17 protein-coding genes are annotated in these 13,870 nt (G+C 59.8%); all 17 read left to right on the top strand.

Annotated elements, in window-relative coordinates; translation table 11 throughout:
* Positions 1-243 precede the first annotated feature (243 nt).
* On the top strand, positions 244-717 hold the full coding sequence (locus ACP7E3_RS11485; RefSeq protein WP_057004530.1) for a Dps family protein: 474 nt from the start codon (positions 244-246) through the stop codon (positions 715-717).
* Positions 718-897: 180 nt separating this feature from the next.
* Positions 898-1,239 (top strand): ribbon-helix-helix domain-containing protein, encoded by a 342-nt coding sequence (locus ACP7E3_RS11490; RefSeq protein ID WP_017847121.1) that lies wholly within the window; start codon positions 898-900, stop codon positions 1,237-1,239.
* Between the two features lie 182 nt (positions 1,240-1,421).
* Positions 1,422-1,643, top strand: coding sequence for an FmdB family zinc ribbon protein (locus ACP7E3_RS11495; RefSeq protein ID WP_026140049.1), 222 nt, complete (start codon positions 1,422-1,424; stop codon positions 1,641-1,643).
* Between the two features lie 109 nt (positions 1,644-1,752).
* Complete coding sequence (aspS, locus tag ACP7E3_RS11500; protein ID WP_079444591.1) at positions 1,753-3,528, top strand: aspartate--tRNA ligase; 1,776 nt, start codon at positions 1,753-1,755, stop codon at positions 3,526-3,528.
* Positions 3,529-3,663: 135 nt separating this feature from the next.
* Positions 3,664-4,410: a YebC/PmpR family DNA-binding transcriptional regulator gene (locus ACP7E3_RS11505; RefSeq protein ID WP_017847124.1), complete on the top strand. Its 747-nt coding sequence runs from the start codon at positions 3,664-3,666 to the stop codon at positions 4,408-4,410.
* Positions 4,411-4,567: 157 nt separating this feature from the next.
* Positions 4,568-5,092, top strand: coding sequence for a crossover junction endodeoxyribonuclease RuvC (ruvC, locus tag ACP7E3_RS11510; protein WP_017847125.1), 525 nt, complete (start codon positions 4,568-4,570; stop codon positions 5,090-5,092).
* A gap of 68 nt (positions 5,093-5,160) precedes the next feature.
* Positions 5,161-5,772 (top strand): Holliday junction branch migration protein RuvA, encoded by a 612-nt coding sequence (gene ruvA, locus ACP7E3_RS11515; RefSeq protein ID WP_017847126.1) that lies wholly within the window; start codon positions 5,161-5,163, stop codon positions 5,770-5,772.
* Entirely contained in the window at positions 5,773-6,831 is a 1,059-nt protein-coding gene (gene ruvB / locus ACP7E3_RS11520; RefSeq protein ID WP_017847127.1) for a Holliday junction branch migration DNA helicase RuvB, read from the top strand.
* 139 nt (positions 6,832-6,970) lie between these two features.
* Positions 6,971-7,426, top strand: coding sequence for a tol-pal system-associated acyl-CoA thioesterase (gene ybgC, locus ACP7E3_RS11525; RefSeq protein ID WP_046382255.1), 456 nt, complete (start codon positions 6,971-6,973; stop codon positions 7,424-7,426).
* Position 7,427: 1 nt separating this feature from the next.
* Positions 7,428-8,123, top strand: a complete 696-nt coding sequence (gene tolQ, locus ACP7E3_RS11530; protein WP_017847129.1) for a protein TolQ — start codon at positions 7,428-7,430, stop codon at positions 8,121-8,123.
* Positions 8,124-8,146: 23 nt separating this feature from the next.
* On the top strand, positions 8,147-8,599 hold the full coding sequence (gene tolR, locus ACP7E3_RS11535; RefSeq protein ID WP_160384999.1) for a protein TolR: 453 nt from the start codon (positions 8,147-8,149) through the stop codon (positions 8,597-8,599).
* Positions 8,599-9,672: a cell envelope integrity protein TolA gene (gene tolA / locus ACP7E3_RS11540; RefSeq protein ID WP_017847130.1), complete on the top strand. Its 1,074-nt coding sequence runs from the start codon at positions 8,599-8,601 to the stop codon at positions 9,670-9,672. The genes tolR and tolA overlap by 1 nt, the downstream gene beginning before the upstream one ends.
* Positions 9,673-9,689: 17 nt before the next feature.
* The gene (gene tolB, locus ACP7E3_RS11545) at positions 9,690-10,970 is read left to right on the top strand and encodes a Tol-Pal system beta propeller repeat protein TolB (protein ID WP_046382256.1); all 1,281 of its coding nucleotides are present in this window, start codon (positions 9,690-9,692) and stop codon (positions 10,968-10,970) included.
* A 52-nt stretch (positions 10,971-11,022) separates the two neighbouring features.
* On the top strand, positions 11,023-11,523 hold the full coding sequence (pal, locus tag ACP7E3_RS11550; RefSeq protein ID WP_003209827.1) for a peptidoglycan-associated lipoprotein Pal: 501 nt from the start codon (positions 11,023-11,025) through the stop codon (positions 11,521-11,523).
* A gap of 6 nt (positions 11,524-11,529) precedes the next feature.
* On the top strand, positions 11,530-12,360 hold the full coding sequence (gene ybgF / locus ACP7E3_RS11555; protein ID WP_046382258.1) for a tol-pal system protein YbgF: 831 nt from the start codon (positions 11,530-11,532) through the stop codon (positions 12,358-12,360).
* Positions 12,361-12,524: 164 nt separating this feature from the next.
* Positions 12,525-13,172 (top strand): 7-carboxy-7-deazaguanine synthase QueE, encoded by a 648-nt coding sequence (gene queE / locus ACP7E3_RS11560; protein ID WP_017847133.1) that lies wholly within the window; start codon positions 12,525-12,527, stop codon positions 13,170-13,172.
* A gap of 16 nt (positions 13,173-13,188) precedes the next feature.
* Positions 13,189-13,863 carry a 7-cyano-7-deazaguanine synthase QueC gene (gene queC / locus ACP7E3_RS11565; protein WP_162231531.1) on the top strand — a complete coding sequence of 225 codons (675 nt, stop codon included), beginning with the start codon at positions 13,189-13,191 and terminating at the stop codon, positions 13,861-13,863.
* Positions 13,864-13,870: the final 7 nt, after the last annotated feature.

The following is a 13,870-nucleotide window of genomic DNA, read 5'->3' on the forward strand; positions in this document are numbered from 1 at the left end:
GGGCGTTGCAAGGGGCAGGGCATTTCTGCGTCAAACGCTTGTCCTAGACAGTTGCAGGCGTTTTGCCTGCTGTCGGGGAAATTTTCTGTCGCGCCTAAAGCCTTCACCGTCGCGGGCCAGCGAGGCCGCGCAGGGCGATTTGCCGCACGTCGCCTCGGTGCGTCGGGCTGCACACAGTGGGTACTCTTGCTAGAGTGATCCGGCACCTGATCAATGAATGCTGTTCAATTGAAGGGGATAAACATGGCAATCGATATCGGTATCAGTGAAGAAGATCGCAAATCCATCGTCGACGGGCTTTCGCGTCTGCTTTCCGATACCTATGTACTGTACCTGAAGACCCACAATTTCCACTGGAACGTCACGGGCCCCATGTTCCGCACGCTGCACTTGATGTTCGAAGAGCAGTACAACGAGCTGGCGCTGGCGGTGGACCTGATTGCCGAGCGCATTCGTGCCCTGGGCTTCCCGGCGCCGGGTGCCTATTCGATCTATGCGCGTCTTTCTTCGATCAAGGAAGAAGAGGGCGTGCCCAGCGCTGAAGAGATGATCAAGCAACTGGTGGCGGGCCAGGAGGCGGTTACGCGTACCGCGCGCGGTATTTTTCCGCTGCTCGATAAAGTCAGCGACGAACCGACGGCCGACCTGTTGACCCAGCGTATGCAAGTTCACGAAAAAACTGCGTGGATGCTGCGTTCCCTACTCGAAAACAAGTAAACACCGACCTCGGGCGGCGGCCCTGGCGCCGCTCGCTTGTTTCTCCGTGCTTCCTGGCGTTGTCCTACGACTATCAACTCCCCGTCTTCTGGCTACCCCCCGTCGTCCTGCTGTTTGATAGGCCCACTGTCCAATGGGAGAAGCCCATGGACTGCTGTTTGGCAATGGAGTGTCAGGTGTATGTCGCGTGGAGTGGGTAGTAGAGTGATGGAGACCTGTGGTTTTCATAAGATAAACGTCGACCCCTTTGTCAAAGGGTTCGATATGGGGCTGGCGCGGCCGTTGTCCCGATCGGTAAGGCTCAATGGGTTTTCCACTTGCCTGCGGCTGGAACAGATCTACTGGAATATCCTCACGGAAATAGCCAGGCTCAATGCCTGTTCAGTCAGTGCGCTGTTGTCTTATGTCGATCGGGAAGTGCATTTGCGCTATGGCGGCGTGAAGAACTTCAGCGGGCTGGTCAGGGTGGTCTGCGTGGTTCACGTATTGAAAGGCCGCGCTTGCCTGTCCAATCCCGAGTAATCCGGGGGTTCCGGGGCTGGCCCGGCGTTCAGGCGGGCCGGGCCTCGGGCAGAAAGCCGGCTGCGCTGCCTCGATTTACCAGATATAATCCCGCGCTTTGCCGCTGCAGGCGCTTTCTGCGCAGTGGCCTCTATCCGGAGGCCGGCGCGGCACAGTAACGATCTGATCGCCGAGACATCTCCATGCCCATGTACGACTATCAATGCGCTTCCTGTGGTCATCAGTTGGAAGCCATCCAGAAGATCAGCGACGCGCCGCTGGTCGATTGCCCAGCTTGCAAGGCGCCTGAGCTTAAAAAGATGTTGTCCATGCCGGGCTTCCGCCTGAGCGGCAGCGGCTGGTACGAGACCGACTTCAAGACCGGCTCGAAGAAGAATCTGGCGGGCGGCGACAAAGCAGACTGAGTTGAACTCTACGCGCAGGCTCCTGCATTATCCGTCCCCTGACTTATGTACGGTGACTGAGGCCAAGCCTGCCACCGAATTTCGAATTACGAGAAGTGAAACCACTACCATGATGCGCAGCCATTATTGCGGCCAACTGAACGAGACCCTGGAAGGTCAGGAAATCACCCTTTGCGGATGGGTTCACCGTCGCCGCGACCACGGCGGGGTGATCTTCCTCGATATCCGTGATCGTGATGGTCTGGCCCAGGTGGTGTTCGACCCGGACCGCGCCGAGAGCTTCGCCGCCGCCGACCGCGTGCGCAGCGAATACGTAGTGAAGATCACCGGCAAGGTGCGCCTGCGTCCGGCCGGTGCGGTGAACCCGAACATGGCGTCCGGCGCGATCGAAGTGCTGGGCTACGAGCTGGAAGTGCTGAACGAGTCGGAAACCCCGCCGTTCCCACTGAACGAATATTCCGATGTTGGCGAAGAAACCCGCCTGCGTTATCGCTTCCTGGACCTGCGTCGCCCGGAAATGGCCGAGAAGCTGCGTCTGCGCTCGCGCATGACCACCAGCATCCGTCGCTTCCTCGATGAAAACGGCTTCCTCGACGTTGAAACGCCGATCCTCACCCGTGCCACCCCGGAAGGCGCGCGTGACTATCTGGTGCCGAGCCGTACCCACGCCGGCAGTTTCTTCGCCCTGCCGCAATCGCCGCAGCTGTTCAAGCAACTGCTGATGGTGGCCGGCTTCGACCGTTACTACCAGATCGCCAAGTGCTTCCGTGACGAAGACCTGCGCGCCGATCGCCAGCCTGAATTCACCCAGATCGACATCGAGACCAGCTTCCTCGATGAAAAAGAGATCATGGGCATCACCGAACAAATGATCCGCAACCTGTTCAAGGAAGTGCTGGACCTGGAATTCGGCGAATTCCCGCACATGACCTTCGAAGAAGCCATGCGCCGCTACGGTTCCGACAAGCCTGACCTGCGTATCCCGCTGGAACTGGTGGACGTGGCCGACCAACTCAAGGACGTCGACTTCAAGGTGTTCAGCGGCCCGGCCAACGACCCGAAATGCCGCATCGCCGCCCTGCGCGTGCCTGGCGGTGCGAGCATGCCGCGCAAGCAGATCGACGACTACACCAAGTTCGTCGGCATCTACGGTGCCAAGGGCCTGGCGTACATCAAGGTCAACGAGCGTGCCAAGGGCGTTGACGGCCTGCAGTCGCCGATCGTGAAAAACATCCCGGAAACCAACCTCAATGTGATCCTCGATCGCGTGGGCGCAGTCGACGGTGACATCGTGTTCTTCGGCGCCGACAAGGCCAAGATCGTCAGCGAAGCCCTGGGCGCGCTGCGGATCAAGCTGGGCCACGACCTGAACCTGCTGACCTGCAAGTGGGCACCGATGTGGGTCGTCGACTTCCCGATGTTCGAAGAGAACGACGACGGCAGCTTCAGCGCCTTGCACCACCCGTTCACCGCGCCGAAGTGCTCGCCGGAAGAGCTCGAAGCCAACCCGGCGGGCGCTCTGTCCCGGGCCTACGACATGGTCTTGAACGGCACTGAGCTGGGTGGCGGTTCGATCCGTATCCACCGCAAGGAAATGCAGCAAGCGGTATTCCGTCTGCTGGGCATCAACGAAGCCGAACAGGAAGAGAAATTCGGCTTCCTGCTCGACGCCCTGAAGTACGGCGCACCGCCCCACGGTGGCCTGGCCTTTGGCCTGGACCGTCTGGTGATGCTGATGACCGGCGCCCAGTCGATCCGTGAAGTGATCGCCTTCCCGAAAACCCAGAGCGCTGCGGACGTCATGACCCAGGCGCCAGGTGTCGTGGATGCCAAGGCACTGCGCGAGCTGCATATCCGCCTGCGCGAGGCGCCAAAGGCTGAGTAAGGCCGCTGCGTGAAAGCGCGATAAGGTTTTACGCAGTCAAAAAGGCGCATCTTCGGATGCGCCTTTGCGTTACAAGGGTTGTATCCCGCCTGGGGCGGGGTTGATAAGGTTTCTAGAGAATTTCGGAGTTGTGTTATGGCTGGCCATTCCAAGTGGGCGAACATCAAGCACCGCAAAGAGCGTCAGGATGCCAAGAAAGGCAAGATCTTCACCAAGTGGATTCGCGAACTGACCGTCGCCGCCCGCCAGGGCGGCGGTGACCCAGGCTCCAACCCGCGTCTGCGCCTGGCGCTGGACAAGGCCCTCGGCGCCAACATGAGTCGCGACATCATCGACCGCGCCGTGGCCCGTGGCGCCGGTGCGGCCGATACCGACGACATGGTCGAGCTGACCTACGAAGGCTACGGCCCGGGCGGCGTGGCGGTGATGGTCGAGTGCATGACCGATAACCGCAACCGTACCGCCGCGGCGGTGCGTCATGCGTTCAGCAAGTGCGGTGGCAACCTCGGCACGGACGGCTCGGTGGCCTACCTGTTCGAGCGCAAGGGCCAAATTTCCTTTGCGCCGGGCGTGGATGAAGACGCGTTGATGGAAGCCGCGATGGAAGCGGATGCCGACGACGTGGTGACCAATGAAGACGGCTCGATCGATGTGTTCACCTCGTTCGCCGGGTTCTATGCGGTGCGTAACGCGTTGGAAACCGCTGGTTTCAAAGGCACCGACGCAGAAATCGTGATGCTGCCGACCACCAGCGCCGAACTGGACCTGGACGGCGCGCAGAAAGTGCTGAAGATGCTGGATATGCTCGAGGACCTGGATGACGTGCAGAACGTTTACTCGAATGCTGACATTCCAGAGTCGGTCGCCGAGCAGCTAGGCTGACGGACGATGTGGATCTAAATGTGAGAGGGGGCTTGCTCCCGATTACGGTGTGTCAGTCATTTATGAATCGACTGAACCACCGTAATCGGGAGCAAGCCCCCTCCCACATTGGATTTTACCTGTATCAAAAATTGTGTTTACCCGACCTGCAGGCGTTATGACTTTAATTCTAGGTATCGACCCCGGTTCGCGCATCACCGGTTTTGGTGTGGTGCAACACACCCCGCGCGGCTGCGTGTATGTCGCCTCGGGCTGCATCCGCACCGGTGCGGGCGAGTTGGCCGAGCGCCTGCAGATCGTCTATCGCGGCGTGCGTGAAGTGATCCAGACCTACAAGCCGGTGACCATGGGGATCGAAAAGGTGTTCATGGCCAAAAACGCCGACTCGGCTCTCAAGCTCGGCCAGGCCCGTGGCGCCGCCATCGTCGCCGGTGCCGAGGAGGCCATGGAAATCGCCGAGTACACCGCCACCCAGGTCAAGCAGGCCGTGGTCGGCACCGGCGCGGCCAATAAAGAGCAGGTGCAGATGATGGTCATGCACATGCTCAAACTCACCTCCAAGCCGCAGATCGACGCCTCCGACGCCCTGGCCATCGCCATTTGCCACGCGCATACCCGTTCCAGCCTGCTGCCTCACGGCCTGGGGGCGGCACGTAGTCGTGGCGGGCGGCTGCGTCTCTGATAGCATCGGCGCAATCGTTATTTGCGGTCAGGCCTCGATCTGACCCCCAAGCTTTAAGGATCTGAACCGTGATTGGACGCTTGCGCGGCACCCTGGCTGAGAAACAGCCGCCGCACCTGATTCTGGATGTCAACGGGCTGGGGTATGAGCTGGAAGTGCCCATGACCACCCTGTATCGCCTTCCGTCGGTTGGCGAGCCATTGACCCTGCATACTCACCTTGTGGTGCGCGAAGATGCGCAACTGCTCTATGGCTTCATTGGCAAGCGTGACCGGGACTTCTTCCGCGAATTGATTCGCCTCAATGGCGTAGGGCCGAAACTGGCCCTGGCGCTGATGTCGAGCCTGGAAGTGGATGAACTGGTACGCGCGGTGTCGGCCCAGGACACCTCGGCGCTGACCAAGGTGCCGGGGGTCGGCAAGAAAACCGCCGAACGCCTGCTGGTGGAGCTCAAGGACCGTTTCAAAGCCTGGGAAGTCGTGCCGAGCATGTTCGCCCTGGTGCCGAACCAGCCGAACCAGCCGGCGGCCCAGGTGGCCAGTGCCGAAAGCGATGCGGTCAGCGCGCTGATTTCCCTGGGCTACAAGCCGCAGGAAGCCAGCAAAGCGGTGTCGGCCATCAAGGACAAGAACCTGAGCAGCGAAGACATGATCCGCCGAGCCCTGAAGGGAATGATTTAAGTGATTGAAGCTGATCGTCTGATCGCGGCCACCGGCCCCCGTGACCGTGAAGAAGTCCAGGACCGCGCCATCCGCCCCCTGAGCCTGGCCGACTACATCGGCCAGCCCACCGTGCGCGAGCAGATGGAGTTGTTCATCCAGGCTGCGCGTGGGCGCAGTGAATCCCTGGACCACACCTTGATCTTCGGCCCGCCGGGGTTGGGTAAAACCACCCTGGCCAACATCATCGCCCAGGAAATGGGGGTGTCGATCAAGTCCACCTCCGGCCCGGTGCTGGAGCGTCCGGGCGACCTCGCGGCGCTGCTGACCAACCTCGAACCGCACGACGTGCTGTTCATCGACGAAATCCACCGCCTGTCGCCCATCGTCGAGGAAGTGCTGTACCCGGCGATGGAAGACTTCCAGCTCGACATCATGATCGGTGAAGGCCCCGCGGCCCGCTCGATCAAGCTCGACCTGCCGCCGTTCACCCTGGTGGGCGCGACCACGCGCGCGGGCATGCTGACCAACCCGTTGCGAGACCGTTTCGGCATCGTCCAACGTCTAGAGTTCTATAGCACCGCAGACCTGGCGACCATCGTCAGCCGTTCGGCCGGCATTCTCGGCTTGCCCCTGGACCCCGAAGGCGCGTTTGAAATCGCCCGGCGGGCGCGGGGTACGCCACGGATCGCCAACCGCTTGCTGCGACGCGTGCGCGATTTTGCCGAAGTGCGAGCCAAGGGCCATATCACCAAGGCCGTGGCCGACCTGGCGTTGAACCTGCTGGACGTGGATGAACACGGCTTCGATCACCAGGACCGGCGGCTACTGTTGACCATGATCGAGAAATTCGACGGTGGCCCGGTGGGCGTGGACAGCCTGGCAGCGGCCATCAGTGAAGAGCGCCATACCATTGAGGACGTGCTGGAGCCGTACCTGATCCAGCAGGGCTACATCATGCGTACACCAAGGGGCCGGGTGGTTACCCGCCATGCCTATTTGCACTTTGGGCTAAACATTCCGTCACGATTGGGCGAGATGCCCGTGCTAGACGAATTCCTCGATGCAGTGGACGATTAAAAAGGTCACTCGGGTCGATTTATTCAAGGTTTGTGCTGTCCTAGTGGCTGGCGTCGTCATTCAGTCGTTAGAAATGTTTCATAGAATGAAAAAACAGTTGCCCAGCCGGATTGGCAACCTGAGGAGTAAGCACTAGAGTATGCGCGCGCAAAACGGGGATCAGTCGTTCGCACATCGCTGTCGCGTTTATTACGAGGACACCGATGCTGGCGGCATCGTGTATTACGTCAATTACCTCAAGTTCATGGAGCGGGCTCGAACCGAGCGGCTACGGGAGCTGGGCTTTGCCCAATCCCAGCTGGCAGGGGAGGACCTGTTGTTTGTCGTGCATTCCAGCGAGGCGCGTTATTACGCGCCGGCGCGATTGGACGATGAGCTGCTGGTCAGCGCTGAAGTAATCGAATTGAACCGTGTCAGCCTGCGCTTTAAACAGCAGGTCAGGCGGGCTGCGGATGCAACGCTGCTCTGTGAGGGGCAGTTCCTGGTGGCGTGTGTGCGCCCCAATAGTTTGAAACCTCGGGCCATTCCCGAAACTCTACGTGCGGCCTTTGCCGCCGTGAGCGGCGCGGGTAAACAATCAAAGCAGGAGATTTAGCGTGGAACCTACCGTCGTCGACCATTCCTCCATGTGGAGCCTGGTCAGTAATGCCAGTGTTGTGGTTCAACTGGTGATGCTGATCCTGTTAGCCGCATCGGTTACATCCTGGGTCATGATTTTTCAGCGCAGCAACCTGCTGCGTGCCGGTCGACGTGCCCTGGAGAGCTTCGAAGAGCGCTTCTGGTCGGGTATCGACCTGTCCAAACTGTATCGCCAGGCCGGTAGCAACCCTGACCCGGATTCGGGCGTCGAGCAGATCTTCCGTGCCGGCTTCAAGGAGTTCTCGCGCCTGCGCCAGCAGCCGGGCGTCGATCCGGAAGCGGTCATGGAAGGCGTGGCCCGTGCCATGCGCGTGGCCATCTCCCGCGAAGAAGAGAAGCTGGAGCAGAGCCTGCCGTTCCTCGCCACCGTGGGTTCCGTCAGCCCGTACATCGGCCTGTTCGGTACCGTGTGGGGGATCATGAACTCCTTCCGTGGCCTGGCCCAGGCCCAGCAAGCGACCCTGGCCACCGTGGCCCCGGGTATCGCCGAAGCCCTGGTCGCCACCGCGATCGGCCTGTTCGCTGCGATCCCGGCGGTTATCGCCTACAACCGCTTCGCCGCGCGCGGTGAGACCCTGATCAGCCGTTACTACACCTTCGCCGACGAATTCCAGGCGATCCTGCACCGTAAAGTGCACACCAGCGAAGAATAAGCAGGTACTCCCCGATGGCTTTAATCACTCGAGCACGAACCAAGCGCAAGCCGGTCGCCGAGATGAACGTAGTGCCTTACATCGACGTGATGCTGGTGCTGCTGGTGATCTTCATGGTGACCGCGCCGATGCTCAACCAGGGTGTGAAGGTTGATCTGCCCAAGGTTTCCAGCGAAGCCTTGCCCCAGGACAACAACACCCAGGTGCTGACGATTTCGATCAAGGCTGACAAGACCTACTACTGGAACCTTGGCAGTGAAGTCGATACGCAGAAACAACAGGACAAGGCCCTGACCTTGCCGGCGATGACCGATGCGGTGACCAAGATCATTCGCTCCGGCAACGAAGGCGGCAAGCACACCCAGGTGTTCATCCGCGGCGACAAGTCGGTCGACTACGGTTCCGTCATGGGCGCCATGGGCGGGCTGCAGAAGGCCGGCGTCGGTAACGTTGGCTTGATTACCGAGGCGCCCTGATGCACCAACAGCGAGAGCCGTCCGCCTCGGAAAGCTACTTCTGGCCTAGCGTCTGGGCAATTGCCCTGCACGTCCTGGTGTTTGGCATGCTGTTCGTCAGCTTTGCCATGACCCCGGACCTGCCGCCAGCCAAGCCGATCGTGCAGGCGACCCTGTATCAGCTGAAATCGAAAAGTCAGGCCACTACCCAGACCAATCAGAAGATTGCGGGTGAGGCCCAGAAGTCGGCTGCGCGCCAGACTGAAGTCGAGCAGATGGAACAGAAGAAGGTCGAGCAGGAAGCAGTGAAGGCTGCTGCGGAACAAAAGAAAGAAGAGGCGGCTCAAAAGGCCGAGGAATCGAAAAAGGCTGACGAAGCGAAGAAGGCTGACGAGGCGAAAAAGGCTGATGAAGCCAAGAAAGCCGAGAAAGCTGCCGAAGCTAAAAAAGCCGAAGAGAAACAATTGGCTGATATAGCCAAGAAGAAATCTGAAGAAGAAGCCAAAAAAGCTGCCGAAGAAGAGGCCAAGAAAAAGGCCGCTGAAGACGCCAAGAAAAAGATAGTCGAAGACGCGAAGAAGAAAGCCGCCGAAGACGCCAAGAAAAAAGCTGAAGCAGACGAGGCGAAGAAGAAAATCGCCGACGACGCGAAGAAGAAAGCTGCCGCCGATGCCACCAAGAAAAAGGCCCAGGAAGCAGCGCGTAAATCCGCCGAAGAGAAAAAGGCCCAGGCCTTGGCAGATTTGCTCTCCGACACGCCGCAGCGTCAGCAAGCCTTGGCCGATGAACGTGGCGATGAAGTCGCGGGCAGTTTCGACGACCTGATTCGGGCGCGGGCAGCAGAAGGCTGGACACGTCCGCCTTCGGCACGCAAAGGCATGACAGTAGTGCTGCAGATCGGCATGTTGCCGGACGGTACGGTGACTTCGGTCAGCGTGGCCAAGTCCAGTGGTGACGGTTCGTTCGACAGTTCGGCGGTCGCGGCGGTCAAGAATATTGGCCGGTTGACCGAGATGCAGGGAATGAAACCAAGCGACTTCGCTCCCTATCGTTCATTCAAGATGACATTCACACCTGAGGATTTAGCCTTGTGAGAAACCTTCTTCGAGGAATGCTTGTCGTTATTTGCTGTATGGCAGGGATAGCGGCGGCGGATGAAAAGAACATCCTGGTCACCAGCGGTAGCGATCGGGCCACCCCGATCGCCGTTGTACCGTTCGGCTGGCAGGGCGGCAGCGTGTTGCCGGACGACATGGCCCAGATCGTCAGCGACGACCTGCGCAACTCCGGTTACTACGCGCCGATTCCCAAAGGCAACATGATCAGCCAGCCGACCCAGGCCAGCGAAGTCATCTTCCGCGACTGGAAAGCCGTGGGTGCCCAGTACCTGATGGTCGGCAGCATCGTGCCGGCCGGCGGTCGCCTGCAGATCCAGTACGCCTTGTTCAACGTGGCGACCGAGCAGCAGGTCTTGACCGGCAGCGTATCGGGCACCGCCGAACAACTGCGCGACATGGCCCACTACATCTCGGACCAGTCGTTTGAAAAGCTCACCGGTATCAAAGGGGCTTTCTCGACACGTCTGCTGTATGTAACGGCCGAGCGTTTCTCCGTAGACAACACGCGCTACACGCTGCAGCGTTCCGACTATGACGGCGCGCGCGCTGTGACCTTGCTGCAATCGCGTGAACCGATCCTGTCGCCGCGCTTCGCGCCGGACGGCAAGCGCATTGCCTACGTGTCCTTCGAGCAGAAGCGTCCGCGCATCTTCGTCCAGCACATCGACACTGGCCGTCGTGAGCAGATCACCAACTTCGAAGGCCTCAACGGTGCGCCAGCCTGGTCGCCGGATGGTTCGCGCCTGGCTTTCGTGCTGTCCAAGGACGGCAACCCGGATATCTACGTGATGAACATGGCTTCGCGCCAGATCAGCCGCGTGACCAGCGGTCCTGGTATCAACACCGAACCGTTCTGGGGTAAAGATGGTTCGACCATCTATTTCACCTCCGACCGTGGCGGCAAGCCTCAAATTTATAAAACGAGCGTGGGTGGCGGTGGCGCGGAACGCGTGACCTTTATTGGTAACTACAACGCCAACCCTAAGCTTTCGGCTGATGAAAAGACGTTGGTGATGATTCACCGTCAGGATGGTTTCACTAATTTCCGGGTTGCGGCCCAGGATTTGCAGCGCGGAACCGTAAAAATCCTTACAGATACCAACCTAGATGAGTCAGCCACTGTTGCGCCCAACGGCACCATGGTAATCTACGCCACCCGCCAGCAGGGCCGGGGAGTCTTGATGCTCGTGTCCATTAATGGACGCGTAAGGCTCCCGCTTCCTACCGCACAAGGCGAAGTCAGAGAACCATCCTGGTCCCCTTACCTGAACTGACGCGGCGCTACATGATTTGCTTAACACACTGGGGTTCATTAGGAGTTTCACGATGGAAATGCTGAAGTTTGGTAAGTTTGCTGCTCTGGCTCTGGCTCTGTCCGTAGCCGTTGGTTGCTCGTCTAAAGGCGGCGACAATGCCGGTGAAGGCGCAGCTGTTGATCCAAACGCTGGTTATGGCGCCAACACTGGTGCAGTTGACGGCTCCCTGAGCGAAGAAGCTGCTCTGCGCGCAATCACCACTTTCTACTTCGAATACGACAGTTCGGACCTGAAACCAGAAGCCATGCGCGCTCTGGACGTTCACGCGAAGGACCTGAAAGCTAACGGCGCTCGCGTTGTTCTGGAAGGTAACACCGACGAACGTGGTACTCGCGAGTACAACATGGCACTGGGCGAGCGTCGTGCGAAAGCCGTTCAGCGCTATCTGGTACTGCAAGGTGTTGCTCCAGGCCAACTGGAACTGGTTTCCTACGGTAAAGAGCGTCCAGTTGCTACTGGCCACGACGAGCAGTCCTGGGCTCAAAACCGTCGCGTCGAACTGCGTAAGTAATTCGTCATGCGAACGTGCCGTCGTGCTCTAACTGTATTGGCTCTCAGCCTCGCGCCGCTTGCGGTGTGGGCTGCGGTTCCTGTGGAAGATAGCAACTCAGGCTATAACAATAGCGGGAGCAGTTATCCGCCAGCAGGTTATGGCACGAACGGCGCCTATGCTGGGGGGGCGGCTACGTCCGCTCCCTCGGCACAGGGCGAACTGTTCAACCAGTTGCAACGCATGCAGGATCAATTGTCGCAGCAGCAAGGCGCCATTGAAGTTCTGCAGAATCAAGTGAACCAGCTGAAGCAAGAAGGCCTGGAGCGATACCAGGATCTTGATCGACGCATAGGAGCCGGCGTTACACCTGCCGCTACTCCTGATAATTCTTCTGCCGGTGGCGCGCCAAGTGCCGCCGCCGGTGGTGCAGCAGCAGGGGCCGCCGCCGCAGCCCCTGCCGCCAGCAGCGAACCGGGTGATCCGGCGAAGGAAAAACTGTATTACGATGCAGCCTTCGACCTGATCAAGGCCAAGGATTTCGACAAGGCCAGCAAGGCCTTCACCGCATTCCTCGGTCGTTACCCAAACAGTCAGTACGCGGGCAACGCCCAGTACTGGCTGGGTGAGGTAAACCTGGCAAAGGGTGATCTGCAGGGGGCGGGCCAGGCATTTGCCAAGGTCAGCCAGCTGTACCCCAAGCATGCCAAGGTGCCGGATTCGCTGTACAAACTCGCTGACGTAGAACGCCGCCTGGGTCACACCGACAAGGTCAAAGGCATTCTGCAGCAGGTCGTTGCCCAGTATCCGGGGACTTCCGCTGCCCAGTTGGCTCAACGCGACCTGCAGCGCTTGTAAGCGATGCTGTCCGTTTAGAAGAAACCCGCGCCTGGCGCGGGTTTTTTCGTTAGAATCCACGCCCTTTTATGAAACACGCTTCCTGGGGTTTACGCGTTGGCGGAATTCCTTGAAGTGCCTGACGGAGGCGGACAGCCTGTTTAGCTGTTACGCCCGTGGCGACTATGCAAGACACATTACGCATCACCGAAGTTTTTTACTCGTTACAGGGTGAAACGCGAACGGCCGGCCTGCCCACAGTATTTGTGCGCCTGACCGGTTGCCCCCTGCGTTGCCAGTACTGTGACAGCGCCTACGCCTTCAGTGGCGGCACCGTGCGAACCCTTGAAGACATCCTTGAACAGGTTGCCGGTTACCGGCCGCGCTACGTCTGCGTGACCGGCGGTGAGCCGCTGGCGCAACCCAACGCCATCCCTTTGCTCAAGCAGCTGTGTGACGCCGGTTACGAGGTGTCCCTGGAAACCAGCGGCGCCCTGGATATTTCCGCGGTGGACCCGCGTGTAAGCCGAGTGGTCGATCTCAAGACCCCCGGTTCCAAAGAGGCACATCGCAACCTCTACGAGAACCTGGACCTGCTGACGGCCAACGACCAGGTCAAGTTCGTGATCTGTTCCCGCGACGATTACGACTGGGCGAGCTCCAAGCTGATCCAGTACGGCCTGGACCGCCGCGCGGGCGAGGTGCTGTTCTCTCCAAGCCATCACGACCTGAACGCACGCGACCTGGCCGACTGGGTGGTGGCTGATAACCTACCGGTCCGTCTGCAACTGCAACTGCATAAATACCTTTGGAACGACGAGCCAGGACGCTGAAATGACTGAACAACCGATTGATCAAAAACGTGCGGTAATCCTGCTGTCCGGCGGCCTCGACTCCGCCACGGTGGTGGCCATGGCGCAGGCTGAAGGCTACACCTGCTACACCATGAGCTTCGACTACGGCCAGCGCCATCGCGCCGAGCTGAACGCCGCTGCCCGCGTCGCCCGCGACATGGGTGTGGCCGAGCACAAGGTCATTGGCCTGAATCTCAACGGCATCGGCGGCTCGGCGCTCACCGACAGCAGCATCGACGTGCCGGAAGCACCCAGCGAAGGCATCCCGATCACCTACGTCCCGGCGCGCAACACCGTGTTCCTGTCCCTGGCCCTTGGCTGGGCGGAAGTGCTGAATGCCCGCGATATCTTCATCGGCGTCAACGCAGTGGATTATTCCGGCTACCCGGATTGCCGCCCAGAGTTCATCGAGTCGTTCGAACGCATGGCCAACCTGGCGACCAAGGCCGGGGTAGAGGGGCAGGGCTTCCGTATCCTGGCGCCGCTGCAAAACCTCAGCAAGGCCGATATCGTGAAGGCTGGCGTAGGGCTTGGCGTCGATTATTCGCTGACTGTTTCCTGCTATCAGGCAGACGATGACGGCCGTGCTTGTGGGAAATGCGACAGCTGCCGACTGCGTGCAGAAGGCTTCAAAATGGCCGGAATTACGGACCCAACGCGTTATTTTTGATTTATTT

It is taken from the genome of Pseudomonas sp. PSPC2-3 (genome assembly GCF_049898265.1).
Classification (GTDB): Bacteria; Pseudomonadota; Gammaproteobacteria; order Pseudomonadales; family Pseudomonadaceae; genus Aquipseudomonas; species Aquipseudomonas veronii.

Coding starts and splice junctions, on each gene's coding strand:
- ACP7E3_RS11495 (WP_026140049.1), top strand. CDS start 1,422: ATGCCCATGTACGACTATCAATGCGCTTCCTGTGGTCATCAGTTGGAA.
- pal (WP_003209827.1), top strand. CDS start 11,023: ATGGAAATGCTGAAGTTTGGTAAGTTTGCTGCTCTGGCTCTGGCTCTG.
- tolA (WP_017847130.1), top strand. CDS start 8,599: ATGCACCAACAGCGAGAGCCGTCCGCCTCGGAAAGCTACTTCTGGCCT.
- ACP7E3_RS11505 (WP_017847124.1), top strand. CDS start 3,664: ATGGCTGGCCATTCCAAGTGGGCGAACATCAAGCACCGCAAAGAGCGT.
- ruvC (WP_017847125.1), top strand. CDS start 4,568: ATGACTTTAATTCTAGGTATCGACCCCGGTTCGCGCATCACCGGTTTT.
- tolB (WP_046382256.1), top strand. CDS start 9,690: ATGCTTGTCGTTATTTGCTGTATGGCAGGGATAGCGGCGGCGGATGAA.
- aspS (WP_079444591.1), top strand. CDS start 1,753: ATGATGCGCAGCCATTATTGCGGCCAACTGAACGAGACCCTGGAAGGT.
- ACP7E3_RS11490 (WP_017847121.1), top strand. CDS start 898: ATGTCGCGTGGAGTGGGTAGTAGAGTGATGGAGACCTGTGGTTTTCAT.
- ACP7E3_RS11485 (WP_057004530.1), top strand. CDS start 244: ATGGCAATCGATATCGGTATCAGTGAAGAAGATCGCAAATCCATCGTC.
- ybgC (WP_046382255.1), top strand. CDS start 6,971: ATGCGCGCGCAAAACGGGGATCAGTCGTTCGCACATCGCTGTCGCGTT.
- ybgF (WP_046382258.1), top strand. CDS start 11,530: ATGCGAACGTGCCGTCGTGCTCTAACTGTATTGGCTCTCAGCCTCGCG.
- queE (WP_017847133.1), top strand. CDS start 12,525: ATGCAAGACACATTACGCATCACCGAAGTTTTTTACTCGTTACAGGGT.